Source organism: Myxococcus sp. SDU36 (genome assembly GCF_030168875.1).
Taxonomy (GTDB): Bacteria; Myxococcota; Myxococcia; order Myxococcales; family Myxococcaceae; genus Myxococcus; species Myxococcus vastator.
The window spans coordinates 8,304,604-8,328,491 of the sequence record NZ_CP077414.1 but is presented as its reverse complement, the minus strand read 5'-3'; the positions used below and the strand labels follow the sequence as shown (position 1 = coordinate 8,328,491).

The window sequence follows — 23,888 nt, the reverse complement described above, 5'->3', positions numbered from 1 at the left end:
GGCCCCGGTCAGCCACTCCCATGTGGGGAGAGACCGCCGGGGCCGAGGTGCGCCACCCAGGTGGGGTGGAGCGGTTCAGCAGACGACTTGTCCGACTACTTGAACGACGGGACCTGGTTCGTCGGGACGCAGCAGTTCTTTTCACCCGCGAAGATGGCGCACTGCGCGGTGGTGATGCACGTCGCCGCGAAGTCCGGGTTCAGACCGGAGCCAGGACCGCAGTTGTCCGCCGGCGCATCGGACTCGGGGTCGCAACCGACCGCCGGCCAGATGGCGTTGATGACGTACTTCGAGGTGCAGCCGTTGTTCGTGTAGGTGAGCTCACCCGTCAGCTGGGTGCCCGGAGCCGAAGGCGCCGAGTACACGCGGACATTGGCGTATTGGTACACGATCTGGTTCGCCGGAGAGGCCACGTTGACGCGAGCCTCCGGGAAGCTGGGCGCGCCGCAGAAGTCGTCTGCGTCGCGGTCAGTGGCCAGGTCGCCCAGTGCGGTCTGCTCGCTCTGGTCCGTGGTTTGGTCCGCAGGGCCGCGGCTCGCCAGCCCCTGAGGACGGAGCGCGAGCTTCGCGGTGCCGTTCTCCAGGTCGATGTAGCGGTAGACTCCCAGCATCTCCGCGGGGGGAGCGACGGTGTCGCACGCATCGCCAGCGGCATTCCGGGGCGCCTCCACCTGGTCGTACTTCACGGCCCAGTGAGGAGACTCCTGCACGAAGCAGCCGGGGTCAGGCTGCTCGACGTCGCAGCCCGTCAGCAGGCTTCCCGTGCCCAGGAGCACCAACGCAGTGTTTACGATGTTCTTGGTCATGTGACTGTTGTTCCGATTCCGTGATGGGGCCTGGGATTAGAACGTGTACCGGATGCCAAAGCGGACCTGACGGGGCGCCTGGTACGAGGTCGGGTTCTTGAAGTTCGGGTTCACGTCACCATCAACGGTGCCGAACGGCTCGTCACGCGGAGCCTGCTCCTGGAACTCCACGCGGCCCGGGAGGTTCTCCAGGTCGGCAGGCGTTCCACCCGGGATGGGCTTGATGTCGATGTTGGTGTACGTCTGGTCGACCGCGTTCACGCCCTGGAAGTTGAAGAGGTTGAACACGTCCAGGGTGAACGACACCACGCTGTCCTTGCTGACGCGGTAGTTCACGCCAATGTTGGAGTCGATGGTGTTGATCCACGGCGTACGGCCGCCAGCGCCACGGGGGAGGACGAAGGACTCGTCCGCGCCGTAGGCCCAGTGGTGCCCCCAGTAGTTGATCGGCGTACCAGAGTTACCGCGGTAGGAGACACCCAGGCTCGCCGACAGGGCGTTCGAGATGTTGAACTCCTTCGCACCGAAGATCTTGATCTGGTGCGTGCGGTCGAACGGCAGCAGACCCGTGCGGTTCTCCAGGAGCTCGATGAGGTCGAAGTCCGAGAGGATGTTCGGGTCGAGCTGGCCCGTCTCAGGCCGGAACAGACCGGGGTAGTTACCGTACAGGCGCGACCAGGTGTAGTTGGCCTGGGCGAGCCAGCCGTCGGAGAACGTGCGGTTCAGGTAGACGGTGACGTTGTCGTAGTTACGAACCGGCGTCGGGAACTCACCGGCGAAGCCGCTGCCGGGGTTACCGAGGAAGTACGTGTTGCCGTCGTCGCGGCTCATGTCCTCGATGACCGAGTTCATGTCCTTGTGCGTGTAGCTCGCACCCAGGCGGGTGTTCGCCAGCACTTCGTACTCGCCGCCGACCACGATTTCGTCGGACGACTGGGGCTTCAGGTCCGGGTCCACCGGCGTGCCGCCAGCCGTGCCGCCCGTGTAGAAGCGGTTCACGTTGCGGCTGCTCTCCGGGATGGCGAGCAGGTTGCCGTCACCGCGGCAGGTGGCCTGCTGGCTCTCGAAGCTGGACGGGTCGCACGAGGTCGCGGAGCCCTCGCCGGGCTCTGCGAGCGAGCGACGTGCGCTGATGCGGTTTTCACCCGGGAACGCGCGGTCCATCAGGTTGAGCGGAACCTGCTCGTAGTAACGAGCGTAGTTCACGAACAACTTCGCGCGGCCATTGGCGAACGGGTCGACGATGGCGCCGAGGCGCGGCGACCACTGGTTGCCGAGCAGCAGCGCGAGGTCGCCGGTGCCGCCGTAGAGCGCCTGCACGTCGTAGCGGACGCCCAGGTTCAGGGTCACCCGGTTCGCGATGGACCAGGAGTCCTGAAGGAAACCACCGACCGTGGTGCTGGTCGTCTTGGCGATCTGGGTCAACTGCGTAACAGCGGAATCCGGCCCCGTCTGGTAGCCGTAGCGACGAGCGTCGCTCAGCGCCGGGCCCTGCGCCGCAGTCCAACCCGACGTAGCCTCCTGGTAGTACACCCCGCCGCCGTACGCCTTGATCTGGTCGAACGAGAGGAGCTCCACGTCGACGCCGGCCTTGAGCACGTGCGTGCCCAGGGCGTTCAGCAGGTAGGTGGCCTTCGCGTTGGCCTGGTAGCGGTCGAGCGTCTGGTCGCTCATGAAGGCAGGACCACCCACCGAGTAACCCTGCACCGGGCAGCGGAGCAACTGCTCCTCAGGCGTGCTGCCGCAGGCGCCCTCCTGCCCGGCGGGCAGGTTCTCGAACAGCGTCAGCGCACGCGGATACGTGTACGCCATGCGCGAGTAGCCGGCCAGACCCGTGGTGTCGCCCAGGTTGCTGCCGTCACCCGGCAGGGTGGACGCGGTCTGGTGGAACCAGCCGACGTTGGCGTCGACGAGGACCTTCTTGTCCGCGAACGCACCGGCGTACTTCAAGGCCAGCGACGTGGTGTTCGCGCTCGTCTCCGTGAGACCGAAGTCTCCCGGACGGGACGCGAGCACACCCGGAAGACCACCCGAGCGGGGGTCGATGGACAGCTTGCCCAGACCACCCGTCGAGGACGGCGTGCCGTTCATGGCGAACGACACGTTGTGGTCCTGGTTGATGAGGTACGTCAACTTACCCATGTACTGGATGGTACGGGAGTCGGCGAAGTAGTTCGTCGCGGAGCCGGGGATTGCGTCCGCCAGCTGGAAGCCGCTGCTGTCCGTTACCGGGTTGCCCGCGCCGTCCACGCGCAGCGTGTTGAGCGTGCGGGTGTGCTGGTAGCGGGTGAACGACGGCGCGAAGCCGGCGAAGAACCACAGCTTGTCCTTGAGGATCGGACCACCGAGGGTGGCGCCGAAGTCGCCCAGGTTCTGCAGCTCGTTCAGGCCGGTGATGACCGTGCCCGCCCGAGCGACCTGCTTGCGGGTGCCCTCGAAGGTGCCCGGCGTCCAGTTCGCGAACACGGAGCCGTGGAACTCGTTGGAGCCCGACCGGGTGACCGCGTTGATGACGCCGCCGGTGGACCGGCCGAACTCCGGCATGTAACCGCCGGTGATGATGTTCACGTCCTGCACGAACTCGATGCTCAGCGGGCTGGCGTTCACGCCGAAGGCCGGGTCGTTGGTGGACAGACCGTCCACCACGTAGCCGTTCTCAGGCGAGGTCGAGCCGTTGATGGAAACGCCGTAGTTGTCGTTCTGGGCGCCAGGCGCGAGCTCGGCCAGGGACTCGAAGGAGCGGGTCGCGCCGCCCTTGCCACCCGGACGCGCAACGGCGATGCGCTTGATGAACTCCTGGTCGACGTTCACGCCCATCGTCGTGGAACCCACGTCGATGGTCGGGGGCGCGCCGACGATCTCCACGACCTCACCGAGCGCCTCAGGAAGGAGCTCGACGTTGACGCGGATGGTGCGGTTCAGGCGCAACTGGATGGCTGAACGAGCGTACGGCTTGAACTGCTCCTTCTCGAACCGCAGGGTATAGTCGCCGGGGGGCAACTGGGGAATGCGGTAGTTACCCTGTGCGTCGGTGACAACCGTCTGCTCGCCCTGAAGGTTGGGCGAAGTAGCGGTCACAACGACGTCAGCGGCAGCCTGCCGACTTTGAGCGTCGATCACAGTACCGATGATCACGCTCGACTGGGCGAAAGCCGCGGATCCGTACAGCAGACCTGCGGCAACAACAACTCCGGTTTCCCGGAGCACTCGGTTCAAGTGCATACCAGACCCCTCCAAGGTGGGCTGCAAGTGAAAATGACCCGGGAAAATATCCGAGGTCGAGCAGTTGTCAATAGACCGTTGCTTTTTGGTAACCAGTGGGGCAATTGCCCGATCACGCCACGCCCATCGACCTTGCTTGCTTGAACCCGGAACGCGTTTCTGTATGGTAGCGCGCCCTTTCATCTGGGCGGGGCGTCGTCGATGGGTGTCCACTGGTGAAGAGGAGTCTAGTGCATGTTCGATTCAGTCCTTGACCGTGGTCAGGGGCCCAAGTCGCGATTCGGCGTCGGGGCTACTGTCTCGGTTATCCTCCATGTGGCGCTGTTCGGCCTCTCCATCTGGCTGTCGACGCGGCCGCCGGTCGAGGAGGAGAAGGAGATTGAGGTCACGCTGAAGGCGACCATGGCTCCGCCTCCTCCGCCTCCGCCTCCGCCTCCGCCTCCTGCCTCTTCGACCAAGCCGAAGACGCAACAGAAGAAGCCCAAGAAGCCGGACACCATCGTCCAGCCGAAGGAGATTCCGAAGGAGGCTCCCAAGGAAGTGGAGCCCTCCGAAGAGCCTCCCTCCGAAGAAGAGGCGAGCGAAGAAGTCGTCGAGGGCGGCGTGGAAGGTGGCGTGGTCGGCGGCGTCGTCGGTGGCGTCGTCGGTGGTGTGATTGGCGGCGTGGTCGGCGGCCAGTTGGGCGGGACGGGAACCGACGTCCTTCCGTTCGGCGCGGGCATGACGCGTCCGGAGAAGCTGTCCGGTCCTCAGCCCGAGTACTCTCGTGAGGCGCTCGAGGCTCGCGTCCAGGGAACGATGATCGTGAAGTGCATCGTCACCGTGGAAGGTCGAGTGGAGAACTGCCGGATCATCAAGCCCCTGCCCCACATGGACCGGGCCGTCCTGGACGCGCTGGCGTCGTCGCGCTACAAGCCGGTCACGTTCCAGGGCCGCCCTGTGCAGGTGGACTACACCTTCACCCTGAACTTCAAGCTGCCGCGCTGAGTCCGGGCGCGTCGTTTAGAGCTAGAGCGGTATCGCCGACTACCCCGCGCTCGTGAGGAGGAGCGCTCAACCCAACCATGCAATTCACTCTCGCAGAAATCTGGGCGCATACGGGCCTCTTCGCCCGTTCGGTCATCTTCACCCTGGGCATCATGTCCATCGCCTCGCTGGTCGTGATGGCGGAGCGCATGATCGTCTTCCGCAAGACGCGGGCTGACAGCCGCAACTTCGCCGCGAAGATGGGTGCCATCCTGGCCAAGGGCGACCTGAACACGGCCGCCAACACCAACCTGGGCAAGGACGTGGGCCACCTGGGCCGGGTCATCAACTCCGGACTGACGGCGTACCGGATCAGCCCGAACAACAAGGATGTGGCGGTGGAGTCGGTGGCGCGCGCGCTGGAGCGTCAGGCGCAGCGTGAGGTCCAGAGCATGAAGCGCGGTCTGGGCCTGCTGGCCACGGTCGGCTCCACGGCGCCGTTCGTCGGTCTGCTCGGCACCACGATGGGTATCGTCAACGCCTTCCAGCTGATGGCGCAGGCGGGCTCCGGCGGTCTCGGCACCATCTCTGCCGGTATCGCCGAGGCGCTCATCACCACGGCCTTCGGTCTGCTCGTGGCCATCCCCGCGGTGATGGCGTACAACTTCCTGCAGGGCTGGGTGGACGCGCGCTCGGTGGACATCTCCGAGTCGTCCAACGAGTTCCTGGACGTGGTTGCCCGCCACCTGGGTGGTGGTGCGCAGTCCTCGCACGCCGCCTGAGACGTCCCGGGCGAGCCGGGGACGACCCGATGCCCTTCACGGTGACTCTGTCTCCAGCTCTTCTTCGGGGAGCTGGAGACCCACCGTGAAGGCGGGCACCTCCTTACCAGGAAACAGGTAAAGACATGGGAATGTCAGCAGGCCCCAAGGGGGGCGTCAAGAGCGACATCAACGTCACGCCGTTGGTCGACGTGGTGCTGGTGCTCCTCATCATCTTCATGGTCGTCACCCCGATGCTCCAGCGTGGCAAGTCCGTGGAGCTCCCGAAGGCCACCGAGATCGAGAAGGAAGGAAAAGGGAAGGAAGCCGACCCGATCATCCTCTCCATCACCCCGGACAAGAAGGTGTTCGTGGAGAATGACCAGGTGGATGAGAAGGGGCTCCAGGAGAAGCTCACCGAGGAGATATTGAAGGATCCAGGCAGGAAGATCCTGCTCAAGGGCGACAACGCGCTCAGCGTCGGTGACGTGCGCAAGGTGCTGGACGTGGCCCGCAAGTCCAAGGCCAAGCAGATCTCCCTGGGCGTCGAGGAGAAGAAGTAATGGCCGGCCGCAAGCAACGACAGTGGGTCAAGCCCCAGGCGCAGCCGAACTCGGAGATCAACGTCACGCCGTTGGTCGACGTGGTGCTGGTGCTCCTCATCATCTTCATGGTCGTCACGCCGCTCCTCGAGAAGGACATCGTGGTGCGCGTGCCGGACACCGAGGTCGAACAGGAGCCGACGCCTCCCGACCCGGACGACCAGCAGTTGGTGGTCCAGCTCGACAAGGACGGTGGCTACTCCATCAACACGGAGAAGATTGCCCCCGCCGACTACGTGACGCGGCTCAAGCGCATGCTGGCGGCCAAGAAGGCGGACGACAAGGTCGTCTTCTTCATGGCGGATGACGCCACCAACTACGGGCGGCTCATCACCGCGCTGGACGGCGCGAAGGCCGCTGGCGCGAAGGTGCTGGGCATGGCCACGGAGCTGCCGCAGAACGCCATCATCCAGGGCACCTCTGTCGATACGCCGACCCCGCCCCCCGCACCCACGCCCTGAGACTCCTCTTCCGAAGCCTACGCTCCGGGTGGGTACGTGGTTCACATCGAGAAGCTCGTCGGCTAGAGTTCACTCCTCATGGCCGACGAGCTTCTCATTTTCGAGCAGACCATCGAAGCCCTGTACCTGCGAGCACTGCACGGGCGCCTGACGCCTGAGTGCAAGGCGCGCCTGCGGCAGGCAGGGCTTGATGTGGACCAGAAGCTCCGGCCGGCCTACGCCTTCGACGCGTGGATGACGTTCCTCCGCATCACCTCGGAGGAGCTCTTTCCCCAACTCCCGCTCGAGCAGGGCACCTGGAAGCTGGGCGAATCCTATATCGAAGGCTTCCGCGAGACGATGCTGGGACGCGCCGTGCTCTCATTGCTTCGCGTGCTGGGGCCCCGCAGGACGCTGATGCGAGCCACGCAGAACTTCCGGGCTGGCAACAACTACACGGAATCCAAGCTGCGTGAGCTGGGGCCCACCCAGTTCGAGCTCTGGATGAACGAGGTAGGCCCCTACCCGGCCTTCACCGCGGGCATCATCCACGCGGGGCTGCGGGTGGCCGGCGCGCAGGACATCGTCATCGAGATGTCCGGCTACGACGGCCACGCCTGCGTCTACCGAATCAACTGGAGCGAGGCCTCGGTCTCTTCCGGCGTGGCGGGCAGCGGAGACTCCAAGGCCGCCAGCAGGTCGGGGTCCATCAGCTCCCTGTAGATGAACTCCGCCAGCAAGCCCGTCACCATCCAGATGGGCAGGATGTAGAGCGAGGTCATCTGCCAGAGAATGGCGCCGGCATCCGCGTAGTACCAGATGCGGTACCCCGTGAGCCGCTCCAGCATGACGCCGGAGAAGCCCTCGAAGAGCAGGATGACCACTCCGTACACCGAGGCTCGCAAGCCCGTGTGCTGGTACAGCATCCAGCGGTAGAGCGGCTCAATGAAGCAGAAGCACGCCACGCCGTAAATGACGAACATCCACAGTGAGCACTGCCCGTACGCCGTGGCGATGGGCGTGTCCCAGATGGCGTTGAGCCCCAACCGGTCGTCCACGCGCCATTGGAAGCGGAAGAGCGCCTCCAGCAGCGGTACGTGCTGGGCAATCCGCACCAGATTGTAGAAGAAGATTTCGGCGCTGAGCCCCACCATGCCGTAGAGGCAGAAGCGGAACACGCCGAACGCCACCTTCATGCGTTGGCCCCGCTTGATGTCCGCCCTGCGGATACGGACCTGCCGGCGCTGACGAACGACCCCCGATTCCACTGCAGCCTCTGCCCCCATTGCGTCCCCCAAGGTGGGTGAAACGCTACCGGACTCGTCAGGGCATGGCTAGCCCTGGCTTCACAAATACCACGGGACTGAAACTCCACCTCCCGAGGCTGGGATGGTCATCCGCTGCCGTGGATTGGCGTGCGCGGGCCTACGCCAGGGGTGGGGCTCGGTACGTGCATTGCTGAAGGACTCCGCGCGGCACGGCGAGAGGACGGGACATGCTGGCGAGGGTGCGGTCGGGGGCGTTGATGGGTATCGACGTGGTGGTGGTGGAGTGTGAGGTCGACATGGCGCTCGGCCTCCCCTACTTCAACGTCGTGGGGCAGGCGGAGGGAGCGGTCCGGGAGTCGAAAGTCCGCGTCATCTCCGCGCTGAAGAACACGGGCTTCGAGCTTCCCCAGAAGCGAATCACCGTGAATCTGGCGCCCGCGGACTTGAAGAAGGAAGGCGCGGCGTTCGAGCTGCCCATTGCATTGGGCGTCCTGGCCGCCGCGAAGCTGATGGATGAAGCCCCGCTGGGACGGCTGCTCTTCGGAGGCGAACTGTCCCTGGACGGAGCGCTCCGCCCCATCAAAGGGGTGCTTCCGCTGGCGGTGGCGGCGCTCAACGGCGGCTTTGAAGGCGTCATGGTGCCCTGGGCCAACGCGGCCGAGGCGGCGCTCGTCGAAGGCCTGCACGTCTTTCCCGTGAAGACCCTGCGGGAGGCGGTGGAACACCTGACGGGGGTTTGCAGCATCACGCCCTATACGCGGCAGCGTGAACCCAGGCTTCTGGCACCCACGGGGCAAGCGCCTGACATGTCCGATGTGCGCGGACAGGCAGACCTGAAAATCGCCCTCGAAATCGCCGCGGCGGGGGGCCACAACGTCCTGATGTCCGGGCCACCGGGCTCGGGGAAGACGATGCTGGCGCGGCGCCTGCCCGGCATCCTGCCGGAGATGACGTTCACCGAGGCCATGGAGGTGACGAAGGTCTACTCGGTGCTGGGGTTGCTGGGCGAAGACCACGCCTTGATGCGCGAGCGCCCCTTCCGCGCGCCGCACCACACCCTCTCCGACGCGGGGCTGGTGGGAGGTGGCCTGTCGGCGAGGCCCGGCGAACTCTCGTTGGCGCACAATGGCGTGCTCTTCCTCGATGAGCTTCCGGAGTTCCGGAAGAACGTGCTGGAAGTGCTGCGCCAGCCCATGGAGGAAGGCGTCATCCACCTGGCACGCGCCAACCAGAACATCACCTATCCCTGCCGGGTGATGTTGGTGGCCGCGATGAACCCCTGCCCCTGCGGCTACTACAACGTCCCCAACCGCCCCTGCACGTGCGGCGAGCAGCGCGTCTTCGACTACATGACGCGCGTCAGCGGGCCCCTGTTGGACCGCATCGACATCAGCCTGCAGACGCGCCCGGTGGAGTATCACCACATGGCCCGCTCGACGGTCCAAGAGCCCTCGAGCCGCTATTACCGCGAGCGCGCCCAAATCGCGCGCGAGCGTCAACGCGCCCGCTATCGCGATGAGCCGGGAATCCACTGCAACGCCCAGCTTCCCGCGCACCTGCTGCGCCGGTACTGCGACATGAGCGAACGGGCCGAGCACATGCTGCAGCAGGCGGTGCGGATGTTCGGCCTGTCCGCGCGAGCCCATGACCGCCTCATGAAGCTGGCGCTCACGCGGGCAGACCTCGAGGGACACGAACGCATCGAGCAGTCCGACATGCAGCTCGCCATCAACTGCCGCATGCTGGACCGGCGCGGGGCGATGCAAGGCAAGCTTCACGGTGCCCGCCCTGCCCCTCCGCCAGCCGACGCCGCCTGGCGGAACACCGGCCCCTCCGGCAGGGCCAGCCCGGTGGAGGACCTGGAGGGCTGAGGACTGCCGCGCGCGGCAGGGCATCACTGCGTCGCGGGCTCCGCGTGAGACGCTGTCGTCTGGAAGCGGGGCTCCTCCGGGATGGACGGGGCCTCTCCGCCCACCGGCAGGGCGTGGGTGGACTGGAGCCGATCCAAGCGAGGCGAAGGGCCCGTGATGATGCGCGCCGACTTGCCAAACGTCAGGTACGAGTAGGCCCAGTTGAGCAGCACCGCCAGCCTGCTGCGGAAGCCAATGAGGAAGGTGATGTGGATGAACAGCCAGGCCATCCAGGCACCGAAGCCCGCCTGCTTGAAGCGACGGAAGGCGATGCCCACGGCGTGGCCACGGCCAATCACCGCGTAGGAGCCACGGTCCCAGTAGGAGAAGGGCTCCATCGGCTTGCCCTGCAACTGGCAGCGGATGTTGTGGGCGGCGTGCTTGCCTTCCTGCATGGCCGCGGGAGCAAGGCCCGGCACCGGCTTGCCCTCCGAATCATTGAGTGAGGCCAGGTCGCCAACGACGAAGACCTCCTCGTGGCCTGGCACCGTCAGTTCGGGCGTCACGCGCACGCGCCCGGCCCGGTCGAGCTCGACGCCCAGCGACCTGGCCACCGGCGATGCCGCCACGCCCGCGGCCCACAACACCGTCCGCGCGGGGATGAACTCCTTGCCAATGAAGACGCCTTGCTCGGTGATGTTGGTGACCCGCGCCCCCGTGCGAACCTCCACGCCCAGCTTCTCGAGCGTGCGGCAGGCCTTCTGTGACAGGTCATCCGGATAGACAGGCAGGACCCTGTCCACACCCTCGATGAGGATGATGCGCGCATCGCGCGGGTCAATGTTCCGGAAGTCACCTGAAAGCGAATGCCGGCTGATTTCCGCCAACGAGCCCGCGAGTTCCACCCCCGTGGGGCCGGCGCCGATGATGACGAAGTTGAGCAGCGAGCGACGAATCTCCGGGTCCGTCTCCCGCTCCGCCAGTTCGAAGGCCACCAGGATCCGCCGGCGAATCTCCACCGCGTCCTCAATGGACTTCAGCCCGGGGGCGAACTGAGCCCAGGCGTCATTGCCGAAGTAGGAGTGCGTGGCTCCCGTGGCGATGACGAGGTAGTCGTACCTCAGCTCTCCATCGGTGAGCAGCACGCGCTTGCCGGCGGTATCCACGCCCGTCACTTCCGCCAGCACCACCGCCACCCGATGGTGCCCCAGCACCGCCCGGAGCGGCGCCGCGATTTCACTGGGACTCAGCGTCGCCGTGGCCACCTGATAGAGCAGGGGCTGGAACAGGTGATGATTCTGCCGGTCCACCATCGTGACACGCACGGATGCCTTGTAGAGATGGCGGGCGGCATAGAGGCCGGCAAAACCACCGCCGAGGATGACCACATGGGGCAGGTCTTCGCGCTTTGATTTCGGGCTCACGCAGGAAAGGTCATGCCTGCCCAGCCCATCTTCAACGCAAAGCGCCATCCGCCATGGCGCCAGGCGTGGGCTCCCATACTTGTTTCTCATGCGACTGCCGGAACGGCGCGCGCACACTCCACGCTACCGGACACACAGCCGCGCACCTGGACGCCTCTACGCCCATCTCTCAGGGGGAGGAGTGGGCGGCACGGGGGTTGCTTCCCTGCCTGCCCGCTGCGCTGGCGGCGCCATGACGGCGTCCCTGGACGCGGCATCCAACACAGCAAGGGCGGCGAGGGAGTGGCAGACGCGATGAGCAAGCTGGCGGAGAAGCTGAAGGCGGTGGCGGCGGCGGTGGCGAGCATTGAGAAGCAGTTCGGACGAGGCTCGGTGATGACGTTGGGCGGAGAGGCGCGCGAACAGAAGGTGGCCGTCATCCCCTCCGGCTCGGTGGGAGTGGACCGCGCGCTGGGCGTGGGCGGCTACCCGCGGGGCCGTGTGGTGGAGGTCTTCGGGAACGAGTCCTCGGGCAAGACGACGCTCACCCTCCATGCGATTGCCCAGGTGCAGGCGGCGGGAGGCGTGGCGGCCTTCATCGACGCGGAGCACGCATTGGACGTGTCCTACGCGCGAAAGCTGGGCGTCCGCGTGGAGGAGCTGCTCGTATCGCAGCCCGACACCGGCGAACAGGCGCTGGAAATCACGGAGCACCTGGTGCGCTCCGGCGCGGTGGACCTCATCGTCGTCGACTCCGTGGCGGCCCTGGTGCCACGGGCCGAAATCGAAGGGGAGATGGGGGACGCGCACATGGGCGTCCAGGCGAGGCTGATGAGTCAGGCGCTGCGCAAGTTGACGGGCGCGGTGAGCCGGTCGGGCACGTGCATCATCTTCATCAACCAGATTCGCATGAAGATTGGCGTGATGTTCGGCAATCCGGAGACCACCACCGGCGGCAATGCGCTGAAGTTCTACGCCTCCGTGCGCATGGAGATTCGCCGCACGGGCAACATCAAGGACGGAGACGCCGTGGTGGGCTCGAAGGCGCGAGTGAAGGTGGTGAAGAACAAGGTCGCCCCGCCCTTCCAGGAAGCCGAGTTCGACCTCATGTACGGCAGCGGCATCCACCGCGTGGGGGAAGTGCTCGACCTCGGCGTGGCCACGGGCCTCATCGAGAAGTCGGGCAGCCACTTCAGCCTGCGGGGAGAGCGCATCGGCCAGGGCCGGGAGCGCGCCGCCGAGTGGCTGCGCGAACACCCCGACGTGCTGGAAGCGCTGGGCAAGGAGCTCACGGGGACCTCCGCCCTGCCCTCCCCGCCTGCACCAGCGGAGGTCGCGGCCGCCTAGACGGAGGACGCCAACGCGTCCAGCGCGACAGGGACGGCGAGCTTGCGCTGACCGACACTCAGCACGAGCCCGCCGTCGGGCCCCTCCTCCAGGAGCAGGCCGAGCTGGTACTGCGCGTCGCGGGAGAGACGCGCCTGGGCCCGCCCCTGCTTCACCCGGCAGGACAGCACGCCGTCCGCGTCCAGATGCAGGCTGGCGACGTCTAGCGCCTCGGCGGTGCGGTCACTCAGGCGCACGGACACCCGCTCGTCGGGGGTGACGTCCACGGTCCGGACCTCGTAGGCGGCGCCTTCCACCTGGATGAAGCACCAGTCGTCGCCAATGCGGAGCTGGTAGCGGCCCGTTTCGTCCAGCACGAGCGAGGCGTTGAAGAGCTCGATGATCTTGGGATGGAGGATAGGCTCGTCGTCGTGCCACCAGCGCATCCTCGCGTCGAGGCGGATGCCGCTGTCCTCGCGGGTGTGCCAGCGCTTGCCGGGAGGCGGCTGTCCAGTGGGTGGTTGCATGACGTCTCTCATCTGCGCGTGGAGCGCGAAGGATTCAAGCCCATGAAACGTGGGGCGCTACCAGTTCCGGACAAGTTCCGTGTAGCCGCGGAAGGCCACGGCTCCCCAGAAGTTCACCAGCACGCCAAGCGCCACCGCGGCCAGCACCGCCCGATTCCGCAGGGACCAGCCACCCAATGCGAAGAGCAGGAGCAGGTAGGGCGTGTAGTCGAGGCTGAACCGGAAGCCGAACTGCATGTAACCGGTGTTCTGGTAGAAGAGCCCGGGCAGCGCGCACACCGCCACGGTGAGCCACACCGGCCAATGCAGGCGCGGGCGCGTCTTCGGCACCAACAGGAAGACGAGCAGCGGCAGCGTCAGCAGCAACGTCAGCCCGTGCGGGTCATATCCCAGCTTCAGCGGCGACAAGGACACCGAGGGCAGCTTGAAGAAGGCCGCCTCCAGGTTTCGTGGCAGGTACTCCCAATTGAAGAGCCCCGTGCGGTCGATGTCCACGTTGACGCGGTTGTTGAAGAGGTACGCGTGCCCGAACTCGCTCAGCCGGCCGTAGCGGTAGACATTGTACGCGGCCGCGAGCCCCGCCAACGGCGCGGCGCCCAACGTGAAGAGGCCCAGCTTCCTCGCGGCGGGCTTCCAGTCCCGCGCCAGGGCCTTGAGCTGCGCCAGGCGAGGCTCCGGCCCGGGACACAGCGCCTCCAGCACGAAGAAGAGCCCCGTGAAGAGCAAGGGCGTCCGCGTGAGCGTCGCCATGGAGAAGAACAGGCCCGCCAGCAGCGGGCGATGCGCCCGGACGGCGTTGCGCACGTAGAGACAGGTGAGCGCCACGCCCATCACCTCGGCGCTGAACCAGACCTCTCCTCGGATGGCGCAGTAGAAGAACAGGGTGCCGAAGGCGAGGATGAGCGCCAGGGCCACGTTCTCGTTGCGGTTGCGCTCCGTCTCCCCTTCCTTCGCCAGGAAGCGCAGCAGCGAGAAGAAGAGCGCCACCGCCAACGCACCGACGATGACGCCGAACGAGGTGTCGTTGAACTGGTAGCCGTGCAGTGCGACGAAGGGCAACATCGCCACCGCGGGGAAGGACGGGAAGCTCACGAACCAGCGGTCCGTTGGAAGCGGGCGCCCGGTGCAACGGACCTTGTCGCCGTTCACCATGCGGACACAGGCCCAATCCTCCATGTTGGGCAGCACCTGCGGGTCCACGTCCAGCCGCCCCTCCATCCATGCCTGCGCCTGGTAGACGAAGTGAGGCGCGGCGCTCTGGCGCAGGAAGCGCTGGGAGCTGAAGCTGGCGAGCACCACGAAGGCGACCACGAACAGAAGCACCTCCACGCGGTAGGCGGACAGCCACACGCGCGCGACGTTCAGCGGCAGGCCTCCCGACACGGGCGTACCCGGTGAGGACGCGGGCTCGGGTGACACCGAAGGCGAGGCGGCTTCAGGCTCGGCGGAAGGGACTGGCGCGCTGGCGGCCGCTCCTGACACAGCCGGTTCGGAAGCTCCCGGTTCGGAGGAGGACGGACGGGGGCGCTTGGACTTGGAACGGCTCATGGGGTCGCGGGCGCGGCGAGCAGGTGCTGCCGCAGCATTTCAAGCGTGTGGGAAGCGGCGAACAGGCGCACGCGGTCGCGGTCGCCGGTGACAGAGATGCGCTCACAGCGGGTGGGCATGCCAGGCGCCGACAGCGCGCAGTACACAGTGCCGACCGGATCCTCCGGCGTGCCGCCACCCGGGCCCGCGTATCCCGTCACCGACAAGCCATAGGTCGCGCCGCAGGCATCGCGCACGCCCTCCGCCATGGCCTCGGCCGTCTCGCGCGAGACAGCCGTGTGTCGTGCGAGCACGCCGGGAGGGACGCCCACCCATGCGGACTTCATCTTCTCCGAATACACCACCGCGCCGCCGATGAAGACCTCGCTGGAGCCCGGCACGGCCGTGAGCTGCTGGGCGATGAGGCCACCGGTGCAGCTCTCCGCCACCGCCAGCGTGGCACCCGCCCGACGAAGCGCTTCGAGGACCACCGCGGCGTACGCCTCCGAGTCCACACCGAAGAGCTTCGTGCCCAGCAGCTGACGGCACTCCACCTCCACGGCGGCGAGCGCGGCATCCGCCTCCGCTTGAGAGGGGGCCTCCGCCATCAGCTTCAGGTGGTTTTCAGGTGCGTGGGTCCGGAAGCCGAACACGATGCGGGGATGCCGGGAGCCCATGGGCGCGACCGACAGGTCGAGCTCCGACTCCGGGATGCCCACGGTGCGCAGCAGCCGGAACGCCCGGTAGGTGCGTCCGGGGCGGGCGTCGAGCGTCGCGCGGACCCGCGGCAGCACCTCGCCTTCCAGGAGCGCCTTGAACTCACGGGGCACCCCCGGAAGGAAGAACACCTGGGCGCCTCCCAGCTTCATCAAGACGAGCGGCGCGGAGCCCTCGGGGTTCCTCACGGGCTTGGAGCCCCGAGGGACGCGGGCCATGCGCAGGGCGCTTGGGTTGGGCGACAGGCCTCGCGCGGCGTAGCGCTGGTGCAGCCAGTCGAGGACCTGGGCATCCTCCTCCAGCGGCACCCCCGCGGCCTCCGCGGCGCATTCGAGGGTGAAGTCGTCCGACGTGGGACCCAGTCCTCCCGACACCACCACCACGTCCGCGCGCGAAGCGGCTTCCTTCAGCGCCTGGGTGATGTCCGGCCGCACGTCTCCCACCAGGACCACGCGCTCCACCTTGACGCCAAGGTCAAAGAGGCGGGCCTCCAGGTACGTGCTGTTCGTGTCCGTAATGAGGCCGGTGACGAGCTCGTCACCGGTGCACAGCAGCTCGACGCGCATGGGCCGCGCATCCTAGCGGCAGCCGGACGACTGGGCACGGACCGAAGCGCTCCCCAGCCGCAACGCCCCCTGGTCTGGAAGGGGGTCGGTCAGAGGTACGCGGGCCCGTCGTTGCCCTGGGTGGACTCCCCGTCCTCTTCTTCCTCGTCGTCGATGACCGTGGCCACCGCGACCGCGGCCACCGCGCAGGGGTCCGCCACCTTGCGAGCGACCAGCCGGCCGCGAACCAGCACCGCCGACTCCACCAGCCCCAGCGCGAGGTAGGCGCCACAGCACGCCACCAGCACCCAGGCCGGGTGCAACTGGGTGGCGATCACCGTGCCGCCCACCACCACGAGCATGAAGGCCAGCGCGCTCTTCCGGTTGGGCCGCGTGTCCTTGAAGGTGCGGTAGCGCACCGTCGACACCATCAGCAGGGAGAGGCCCGCCACCGCCACCGCCATGGGCACCACGGCGCCGTCGGCCAGGGGCTCCCCCTGCGTCGCCGCGTGGTGGGAGATGATGACGGAGACCAGCATGCCGGCCGCAACGGGGATGGGCAGGCCCACGAAGAAGCTGCCACCGCCTCCGTGCGGGTTGCGCGCCGCCAACACGTTGAAGCGCGCCAGACGCAATGCGCCACAGGCCGCGAAGGAGAACGCGATGAACAGCCCCACGAAGCCCAGGGGCTCGAGCGCCCACTTGTACACCAGGAGGGAGGGCGCCGCCCCGAAGGAGAGGACGTCCGCCAGGCTGTCGAGCTGCACGCCGAAGTCGCTCTGCGTCTTCGTCAACCGGGCCACCCGGCCATCAAAGCCGTCGAAGAACATGGCGAAGAAGATGGCCAGGGCCGCCTGGTACAGCTGCACCGGTTCGGCGTCCCCTGTGCACAAGGTGATGGCGTAGAAGCCGCAGAAAATGGACGTGACGGTGAAGAGATTCGGCAGCACGAACATCAGTTTCCGCAACTTCATCATTCCCTCGACTTCCTCTGATGGCCGTGACTTCCCGGCGGCAGGACGGCGGGTGAACCGACCTTAGCAGGGTTTTATTTTTGAGAAGGAGGATGCATGGACGCTTCGCGGTGGGTGGTGTGGGTACTGGTCGCTGGAATCGCCCTCGTGCTGTGGAACGTCCTTTGGGTCGTGGCCGTGCGGCGATGGTACCGGCCCAGGGCGGAGTTGCCCCAGGTCCTCCGCGCCCGCTGCGAGGACGGTTGGGAGCTGGTGATTCACGCGCGGCGCGCGACCGTGCGCCGCTTCGAGGAGCCCGTGCTGCTGTGCCACGGGCTCGCGGCGAACCGCTTCACCTTCGACTTCGAGCCTCCCTACTCCGTCGCGCACTACCTGACCGAAGCGGGGTTCGACTGCTTCAGCGTCGAGTGGCGCGGCACCGGGCACTCACGCCAGCCGCCTCGCGGCCGGAGGTACACGGACTTCACCATCGACGACCACATCCTCCAGGACGGCCCCGCGCTGTTGGAGCTGGCGTTGAAGGAGACGGGTGCGAAACGCGCCTTCTGGCTCGGCCATTCCCTGGGCGGGCTGGTGGGCTACGGCGTCGGCCAAGGCCCGCACGGGGAGAAGCTCGCGGGGTTGCTCACGCTGGGCGCGCCCGTGCACTTCAAGTCGGAGCCCTTCCTGCGCACACTCGTCTCCATGGGCGTCCGTGCCGCATGGCCCGCACGCTTCCGGCAGGAGTGGATGAGCGCAAGCCTCGCGCCCTTCCTGGGCTACGTCACCCTGCCCCTGTCGGACCTGCTGGTGAACCCCGAGCACATCCCCCCCCGCATCCAGCGGCAGGTCTACGCGAACATGATGTCGTCGATGAGCCGCAAGGTGCTGCTCCAGTTCCAGGACTGGATTGAGCACGACGTGTTCCGCTCCTTCGACCACGCGAAGGACTGGCGCGCCGGCATCGCGCAGCTCCAGCTTCCGCTGCTCGTCATGGGTGGCAGCTCGGACCGGCTGGCCACGCCGGCCAACGTGGAGTCGCAGTACGCGCTCGCCACCGCGCCCGACCGCACGCTGCACATCTTCGGCACGGACCACGGTGACAAGATGGACTACGGGCACGGGGACCTCATCTTCGGCACCGGCGCGCCGTCGGAGGTCTACCCCGTCATCCGCGAGTGGCTGGAGCGACATGCCTCCGCCCTGCCCGCCGCCATCACCGACCCCGCCCCCGACCAAGTGGAAGAGGAGCCTCGCGAGCCGGAGCGCTCCGTCCCCTGAGCATCCGGTGGGCGGGAGCAACGGTTGTTGCCGTGCCGGCTCACTTCGGACTGGCGTGGACACACCGCGCCGACAGGCCTCGCGTGTCCTCGGAGCGGAATTCCTTCAGGTGCACCTGCGTGGTGCCCTCGCACTCCGCATGGATGAACCCCGACTCCAGGCCAGTCGCGGAGAGGGACTCCACGCGCAGCTCGCCGTTGCCCAGCGCGCCCAGCGCCGTCGCCGCCCCTTGAATGTCCACGTTGGCCGCGTTCATGCGCGCCAGGGTGTCCGTCAGCAGGCCCACGTACCCGCATTTCTCCAGCTTCGCGTCCCGCAGTGACACGCGGGCATTCTGAGCCGCGAGGACACACGCGCCCTGCGCGTCGCGCACCACCACGCCCTCCACGTCCGCTTCGACCTGACGCAGGTGCAGGCCATCCCCGGTGACACCGTCGGCCGTGTGCACCCGGCGGATGTCCACGTCGCGGAGCCGCAGCTTCCCGCGCAGCGCCATCACCCCGTACTCGGCGGCGCCGTCCACCCGAACGCCCTGGACGTCCAGGTCCCCGCCCGAGAACTGAAGCCCGCCATAGGCGCCGCTGTCCCGAATCACGATGTCTCGAAGCCGGGCGCGTGACACCAACAGTCCCATTCCAGCCCGAGTGGCCCGCACCGACGTGAAGCGGTGCACGTCAAGCCTGCGTGCCCGCATGGAGGACACGCCGTACTCGTGCCCCGTCACGGAGACCTCATCCAGGAGGAGGGTGCCGTCCATCACCGAGAAGGCCGCCGCCTGCCCACCTTCCGCGGTGGAGCGCCGCACTTCGGCGTACGCACCATCCACGCCCACTGCTGTCGCGGCACCCGTGAACTGGAGGTCCTCCAACGTGGCCCGCACGTCCGCGCCGCGCAGCCGCACGGCGCGACGGTAGGGGCCGGTGAAGGTGCTCGCGCGGAGGTGGGCCTCTACGGTGCCTCCGGACTGCCTCGGGCCCTTCTGCCGCGCTCCCGCGCCCGTGGCAGCTTCGCTGTCGTGGTGGGCGCGCTCGGCTCGGTCCGTGTTCGACAGCACCTCCGGCTTGGACGAGGCGTCGCGCGGAGACGGGGCTCGTCCGCTTTCGACCAGCACCCCGACCGTGGCCGCTGGCGCCGCCTCGAACCGACTGCCCTCCACGTCCAGCCGCCCCGCCGCCACGCGCACCGCTCCCGTCACCTGCCCGCGGAAGCCCACCCGAGCCAGCCGGACATGACCGCCGTCCATGAGCTCCAGCCCCCAAAGCCCACCCTGAACGACCAAGTCCGACAGATACACATCTTTACTCACCTGGAGCGCCGCGCGAGTGGAGTCCTCCGCTTGCAGAACCACCTCTGGCCCCTGCCCCTCCACCCGGACTCCGGGTGGGATCAGGAAAGGCCCCGAGTAGCGTCCGGGGGCTACCCGCACGGTCAGGACCCCGGGCCGCGCCAGTGCCTCGCCAAGCCTGCGCAGCGGGCGCTCACGCGAGCCGTCGCCAGGCTCCGCTCCAGCCGCATCCACCCAGAGGGTGCCGGGGGCAGAGGACGACGCAGGCGGTGGCGTCCCGAGAGGCGCCGGGCTCCGGCAGGCGCTGGCGAGCAGCAGGATCAAGGACAGGAAGGTTCGAAAACGCACGCAAGCGAGCATCCTAGCGCCTTCCGGCCGGAACTCACCCGAAGGCGATCAGACCCCCTTCGCAAGCGATCAATATTCCAAAGACTTTCTTGAAAACACGATCACACACGGCTTTTTCCAATTCACCGCGAATGGGTGGCGATGATGTATCGGAAAGCGACGCGCCACACTCTTCCTACGTCCGGTGTTTCAGAGGGCCAACTTTTCGTCTGGAGGCCGATTTTCCGGCTCCAAACCGCGGTCGGCATTGACAGGGAAAAGAGCGATTTGTTACCACCAGCCGGGTTAAAGCACTTCAAGGCCAGACAACGGACGGAGGGGCGTAATGACCAAGGCAGAGCTCGTCGAGGTGGTGGCGGCGCAGACACGTCTCACCAAGAAGTCGGCGGCGCAGATCCTCGACATCGTCTTCACCAACATCGGTAAGGCGGTGAAGAAGGACGCCCGCTTCAGCTACCCCGGCTTTGGAACCTGGTCGGTCCGGTCGCGCAAGGCGCGCAAGATTCGCAACCCCCAGACCAACGAGATGATGAAGCTCAAGGCGTCGAAGACCATCGGTTTCCGGCCCGCCAAGGAGCTGAAGAACTCCCTCTAGGACACGGCCCAGGGACTTCGCTCAGGGGCGCTCACCCGAAAGGGGGCGCCCCTGTTGCATTGCGGGGTATCGCCCGCCGGGCCCCCGGGCCACGGACGGCATGGGCTCCGGAGGCGGCTCCGCGTCACCCAGCGCCTCCAGCGGGTCCATGGGCTGGCCGTCGCGCCACAGCTCGAAGTGGAGGTGGACGCCGGTGGCCAGCCCCGTCTCCCCCGCCAGTCCCACGGCGTTGCCTCGCTCCAGCACCTCGCCAGGGGCCACCAGCACGCGGGACAGGTGACTGTAGCGCGTCACCCAGCGGCCCTCGTGCTGGACCGCCACCTGGAGGCCGTGGTCGCCGTTGTGGCTCGCACGCAGCACCACGCCCTTGTCCGCCGCGTAGATGGGCTGGCCCTGCGTCGCGGCCAGGTCGACGCCCAGGTGGCGCCGGTGCACGCCCGTCACGGGGTGCCAGCGGTAGCCGAAGAGGCTGGTGATGGACACCGGCTCCACCGGCCAGGTGAAGCGCGGAAGCGCATCCTCGGCGGGCTCGGGCGGCTGCTCCAGGCGGCGCAGCTCGGCGGTGCGCAGCGCCAGTCGGCCCACTCGCAACACCACCGCCTCGGCCAGGGGTGCCGGCATGTCGCCGTAGGTGAAGCCGTCCCGCTCCAGCTCGGCCTCCAGGACGCTCTGGGCCTGCAGCAAATCACCCGAGCCGACGCGCGGCGCCGCTCGACGCGACAGGAAGCCGTCCAACGCGAAGGTCACCTGCTCCCAGTTCTCCACCTGGGCGGCGGGCATCGTCCCGCCTCGCGCCACCTGCTGACGGAGGCCCTGCGCCCGCGACGCGAAGGCGGCGAGCACGGCATGCAGCTCCGGAGCAGTCTCAGGCGCGGGCGGGCGCGCAGGGAGGAGCGCTGGCGCTGCATCCGGCGCGCGCGGCCGTGAAGCCGAGGTGGCGTAGAGCTCCTCGAAGCTCATCTTCGGCTCCGCGCCACGGGTAGCGCAGGCACAAGCACTAACGAAGGCGAGGAGGCTGAGGCGGCGCACGGCGGTGCGAGCCTACCATGCCCGGTCTGGAGCGCTCCTTCCCCACCCCGCGTGCAAAGCCAGGGTGTCCACGGGCGCGCGTTTCACCCCAGGGCTGTGCTCAGCCCACGGCGCGGCGGATGCGCTGCAGGGCTTCGCCGATGTCGGCGGCGGACACATCCAGGTGGGTGACGAGGCGCAGCGTCCGCGGAGCACCCGCGGGGTTCGTCAGGACCCCGTGCTGCTCCAGTCGCGCCACCATCTCCAGGGCGGGCCGGGAGAACTCCGCGAAGACCATGTTGGTCTCCACCCATGAAGCGTCGACCTTCACGCCAGGAAGCTCCGCCAGCCCCGTGGCCAGCCGGCGGGCGTTCGCATGGTCGTCCGCCAGCCGCTCCACATGGTGCTCCAGTGCATGCAGCGCCGCCGCCGCCAGGATGCCCGCCTGCCGCATGCCACCGCCCAGCCGCTTGCGCAGCCGGCGCGCCTCGCGAATGACGTCCGCGCGCCCCGCCAGGGCCGAGCCCACCGGAGCGCCCAGGCCCTTCGAGAAGCACACGGACGTCGTGTCCGTCAGCGCGGCCCAGGCGGACACCGGCACGCCCAGGGCGACACTGGCGTTGAAGAGCCGGGCCCCATCCAGGTGGACGGCCAGCCCCGCCTTGCGCGCCGCTTCCACGACGGCCCGGAAGCGCTCCACCGGCCACACCGAGCCGCCACCCCGGTTGTGCGTGTTCTCCAGCGACAGCAGGCGCGTGCGCGGGTTGTGGATGTTGTCCTCGCGCACGGCCGCGCTCACGTCCTCCGGCGACAGCAGGCCACGCTGTCCTGGCAGCGGCTGCGGCTGCACGCCCCACAAGGCAGGCACCGCGCCTCCTTCGTAGTGGAGGATGTGGCTGCCTGCCTCGGTGAGCACCTCGTCTCCCGGCCGGCAATGCGCGCCGATGGCCAGCTGGTTGGCCTGCGTCCCCGAGGGCACGAAGACCGCGGCCTCCAGGCCGAGCCGCTCGGCCACCAGGGCCTCCAGGCGGAGCACGGTGGGGTCTTCGCCATAGACGTCATCCCCCACTTCGGCTTCGGCGATGGCGCGCCGCATGGCGGCCGTGGGCTGGGTGACAGTGTCGGAACGGAAGTCGATGCGCTTCATGAATCTCCCCGAATGGGTGCGTCCAACCGGTGCTTGGGCTCGCAGCCGGTGTGACATACAACGGCGCCGTGCCTGGACGTGAGACCGTCACCGAGAAGCGAAAGCGCGCGCTGCGGGTGATGGACCGCCTGGCCGCGGACATGCCGGATGCCCGCATCGAGCTGGACTACCAGACGCCCCTCGAGTTGCTGGTGGCCGTCATCCTCTCCGCGCAGTGCACGGACAAGCGCGTCAACCTGGTGACGCCGGCCCTCTTCCAGCGCTTCTCCGACGCCCAGGCCTACGCGGAAGCAGAACCGTCGGACGTGGAGCCCTTCATCCGCACCTGCGGCCTGTACCGCGCCAAGGCGAAGAACATCGTCGCGGCCGCCCGGGCGCTGGTGCGGGAGCACGCCGGGCAGATTCCCTTGCAGCGGGACGCGCTGGAGAAGCTGCCAGGCGTGGGCCACAAGACGGCGGGCGTGGTGTGCATCCACCTGGGAGGCGACGCGGCCTTCCCCGTGGACACACACGTGAAGCGGCTCGCCTTCCGGCTCGGGTTCACCACGAAGGCGGACCCGGACAAGGTGGAAGCCGACATGCAGGCCGTGCTGCCGTCGGAGCGGTGGACCCTGGGCCACCAGCTCCTGGTGTGGCACGGGCGGCGGACCTGCTTTGCCCGCTCGCCCGCGTGTGAGCGCTGCGTCGTCGCGGACCTGTGCCCGAAGAAGGGCGTGAAGGTCCAGAAGGACGCCGGCGCTACGGAGACGCCGGCGCGCTCACCTCGCGCTCGCGCGAAGTCTTGAGGCGCTTCATCCGCTTGCGGATGAACTCGCGCTTCAGCGACGAGATGTGGTCCACGAAGACGGTGCCGTCGAGGTGGTCCGTCTCGTGCTGCACCGCGATGGACAGCAGCCCGTCACAGCGCAGCGTCTGCTCCTGACCGTCCGGGTCCAGGAACTTCACGGTGACCACGGCGGCCCGGTCCACATCCGCGGCCTCGCCGGGGATGGACAGACAGCCCTCGTTGTAGGTCGTGTCGCCTTCCATGGCGATGATCTCCGGATTGATCATCGCCAGGGGCTTCAGCTCCGGCTGGCTGTGCGTGGTGTCCAGCACGATGACGCGCTGGAGCACGCCGATTTGCGGGGCGGCCAGGCCCACGCCTTCAGCGGAGTACATCGTTTCGAACATGTCCTTCACCAGCGCGCGGGTGGAGTCATCCACCTTCGCCACCGGCTTGGCCTTCTGCTTCAGGACAGGGTCGGGCCAGATGAGGATCTCGCGGACCATGGACGCCGTCTTAATCTCCCCGGAGCGGACGGGCAACCG

22 protein-coding genes are annotated in these 23,888 nt (G+C 67.6%); 10 read left to right on the top strand and 12 right to left on the bottom strand.

The window, feature by feature from the left end; translation table 11 throughout:
• Window positions 1-95: 95 nt before the first annotated feature.
• A complete protein-coding gene (locus tag KGD87_RS34010; RefSeq protein ID WP_284665081.1) occupies window positions 96-806 on the bottom strand; it encodes a hypothetical protein in 711 nt (236 codons plus the stop codon).
• Window positions 807-842: 36 nt separating this feature from the next.
• Window positions 843-4,028, bottom strand: a complete 3,186-nt coding sequence (locus KGD87_RS34005) for a TonB-dependent receptor (RefSeq protein WP_284665080.1) — start codon at window positions 4,026-4,028, stop codon at window positions 843-845.
• Window positions 4,029-4,262: 234 nt separating this feature from the next.
• Between KGD87_RS34005 and KGD87_RS34000 the strand changes: the two genes are divergently transcribed.
• The 5 genes from KGD87_RS34000 to KGD87_RS33980 all read left to right on the top strand — a co-directional run bounded on the left by KGD87_RS34000 (window position 4,263) and on the right by KGD87_RS33980 (window position 7,520).
• Window positions 4,263-5,015, top strand: coding sequence for an energy transducer TonB (locus KGD87_RS34000; protein ID WP_284665079.1), 753 nt, complete (start codon window positions 4,263-4,265; stop codon window positions 5,013-5,015).
• Between the two features lie 77 nt (window positions 5,016-5,092).
• Entirely contained in the window at window positions 5,093-5,776 is a 684-nt protein-coding gene (locus tag KGD87_RS33995; RefSeq protein WP_163781013.1) for a MotA/TolQ/ExbB proton channel family protein, read from the top strand.
• Between the two features lie 125 nt (window positions 5,777-5,901).
• Entirely contained in the window at window positions 5,902-6,318 is a 417-nt protein-coding gene (locus KGD87_RS33990; protein WP_284665078.1) for an ExbD/TolR family protein, read from the top strand.
• Window positions 6,318-6,818 carry an ExbD/TolR family protein gene (locus KGD87_RS33985; protein ID WP_176409491.1) on the top strand — a complete coding sequence of 167 codons (501 nt, stop codon included), beginning with the start codon at window positions 6,318-6,320 and terminating at the stop codon, window positions 6,816-6,818. Before KGD87_RS33990 ends, KGD87_RS33985 begins: the two co-directional genes overlap by 1 nt.
• Before the next feature lie 78 nt (window positions 6,819-6,896).
• Window positions 6,897-7,520, top strand: coding sequence for a DUF2378 family protein (locus tag KGD87_RS33980; protein WP_284665077.1), 624 nt, complete (start codon window positions 6,897-6,899; stop codon window positions 7,518-7,520).
• Here KGD87_RS33980 and KGD87_RS33975 read toward each other — a convergent pair.
• The gene (locus KGD87_RS33975) at window positions 7,421-8,095 is read right to left on the bottom strand and encodes a hypothetical protein (protein ID WP_350100706.1); all 675 of its coding nucleotides are present in this window, start codon (window positions 8,093-8,095) and stop codon (window positions 7,421-7,423) included. The genes KGD87_RS33980 and KGD87_RS33975 overlap by 100 nt on opposite strands.
• Before the next feature lie 197 nt (window positions 8,096-8,292).
• Between KGD87_RS33975 and KGD87_RS33970 the strand changes: the two genes are divergently transcribed.
• Window positions 8,293-9,936 carry a YifB family Mg chelatase-like AAA ATPase gene (locus tag KGD87_RS33970; protein ID WP_284665075.1) on the top strand — a complete coding sequence of 548 codons (1,644 nt, stop codon included), beginning with the start codon at window positions 8,293-8,295 and terminating at the stop codon, window positions 9,934-9,936.
• Between the two features lie 23 nt (window positions 9,937-9,959).
• Here KGD87_RS33970 and KGD87_RS33965 read toward each other — a convergent pair whose 3' ends face one another.
• On the bottom strand, window positions 9,960-11,339 hold the full coding sequence (locus tag KGD87_RS33965) for an NAD(P)/FAD-dependent oxidoreductase (protein WP_284665074.1): 1,380 nt from the start codon (window positions 11,337-11,339) through the stop codon (window positions 9,960-9,962).
• Window positions 11,340-11,633: 294 nt separating this feature from the next.
• On the opposite strand from KGD87_RS33965, the gene recA reads away from it, so the two are divergent.
• Window positions 11,634-12,665 carry a recombinase RecA gene (gene recA / locus KGD87_RS33960; RefSeq protein ID WP_284665073.1) on the top strand — a complete coding sequence of 344 codons (1,032 nt, stop codon included), beginning with the start codon at window positions 11,634-11,636 and terminating at the stop codon, window positions 12,663-12,665.
• Here the strand turns inward: recA and KGD87_RS33955 are convergent.
• The 4 genes from KGD87_RS33955 to pssA form a co-directional block, all read right to left on the bottom strand.
• The gene (locus tag KGD87_RS33955; protein WP_284665072.1) at window positions 12,662-13,171 is read right to left on the bottom strand and encodes a DUF1285 domain-containing protein; all 510 of its coding nucleotides are present in this window, start codon (window positions 13,169-13,171) and stop codon (window positions 12,662-12,664) included. The two genes, recA and KGD87_RS33955, sit on opposite strands and share 4 nt — an antisense overlap.
• Before the next feature lie 57 nt (window positions 13,172-13,228).
• Window positions 13,229-14,719 (bottom strand): hypothetical protein, encoded by a 1,491-nt coding sequence (locus KGD87_RS33950; protein ID WP_284665071.1) that lies wholly within the window; start codon window positions 14,717-14,719, stop codon window positions 13,229-13,231.
• Window positions 14,716-15,981: a CinA family nicotinamide mononucleotide deamidase-related protein gene (locus KGD87_RS33945; RefSeq protein WP_284665070.1), complete on the bottom strand. Its 1,266-nt coding sequence runs from the start codon at window positions 15,979-15,981 to the stop codon at window positions 14,716-14,718. The genes KGD87_RS33950 and KGD87_RS33945 overlap by 4 nt, the downstream gene beginning before the upstream one ends.
• 89 nt (window positions 15,982-16,070) lie before the next feature.
• Complete coding sequence (gene pssA / locus KGD87_RS33940; RefSeq protein ID WP_284665069.1) at window positions 16,071-16,937, bottom strand: CDP-diacylglycerol--serine O-phosphatidyltransferase; 867 nt, start codon at window positions 16,935-16,937, stop codon at window positions 16,071-16,073.
• A gap of 93 nt (window positions 16,938-17,030) precedes the next feature.
• On the opposite strand from pssA, the gene KGD87_RS33935 reads away from it, so the two are divergent.
• A complete protein-coding gene (locus KGD87_RS33935) occupies window positions 17,031-18,194 on the top strand; it encodes an alpha/beta fold hydrolase (protein WP_284665068.1) in 1,164 nt (387 codons plus the stop codon).
• Window positions 18,195-18,234: 40 nt separating this feature from the next.
• On the opposite strand, the gene KGD87_RS33930 is transcribed toward KGD87_RS33935, so the two are convergent.
• Entirely contained in the window at window positions 18,235-19,542 is a 1,308-nt protein-coding gene (locus tag KGD87_RS33930; protein ID WP_284665067.1) for a hypothetical protein, read from the bottom strand.
• A 610-nt stretch (window positions 19,543-20,152) separates the two neighbouring features.
• On the opposite strand from KGD87_RS33930, the gene KGD87_RS33925 reads away from it, so the two are divergent.
• The gene (locus tag KGD87_RS33925) at window positions 20,153-20,422 is read left to right on the top strand and encodes an HU family DNA-binding protein (RefSeq protein WP_002635502.1); all 270 of its coding nucleotides are present in this window, start codon (window positions 20,153-20,155) and stop codon (window positions 20,420-20,422) included.
• A 21-nt stretch (window positions 20,423-20,443) separates the two neighbouring features.
• On the opposite strand, the gene KGD87_RS33920 is transcribed toward KGD87_RS33925, so the two are convergent.
• Together KGD87_RS33920 and ltaE are read right to left on the bottom strand one after the other, a co-directional pair.
• Window positions 20,444-21,451 (bottom strand): M23 family metallopeptidase, encoded by a 1,008-nt coding sequence (locus tag KGD87_RS33920; RefSeq protein WP_284665066.1) that lies wholly within the window; start codon window positions 21,449-21,451, stop codon window positions 20,444-20,446.
• Between the two features lie 100 nt (window positions 21,452-21,551).
• Window positions 21,552-22,577: a low-specificity L-threonine aldolase gene (gene ltaE, locus KGD87_RS33915; RefSeq protein ID WP_284665065.1), complete on the bottom strand. Its 1,026-nt coding sequence runs from the start codon at window positions 22,575-22,577 to the stop codon at window positions 21,552-21,554.
• Between the two features lie 68 nt (window positions 22,578-22,645).
• Here ltaE and nth point away from each other — a divergent pair, with 68 nt between their 5' ends.
• Window positions 22,646-23,362 (top strand): endonuclease III, encoded by a 717-nt coding sequence (nth, locus tag KGD87_RS33910; protein ID WP_284665064.1) that lies wholly within the window; start codon window positions 22,646-22,648, stop codon window positions 23,360-23,362.
• Here the strand turns inward: nth and def are convergent.
• Window positions 23,316-23,849 carry a peptide deformylase gene (gene def / locus KGD87_RS33905; RefSeq protein WP_163784317.1) on the bottom strand — a complete coding sequence of 178 codons (534 nt, stop codon included), beginning with the start codon at window positions 23,847-23,849 and terminating at the stop codon, window positions 23,316-23,318. The genes nth and def overlap by 47 nt on opposite strands.
• Between the last annotated feature and the right edge of the window lie 39 nt (window positions 23,850-23,888).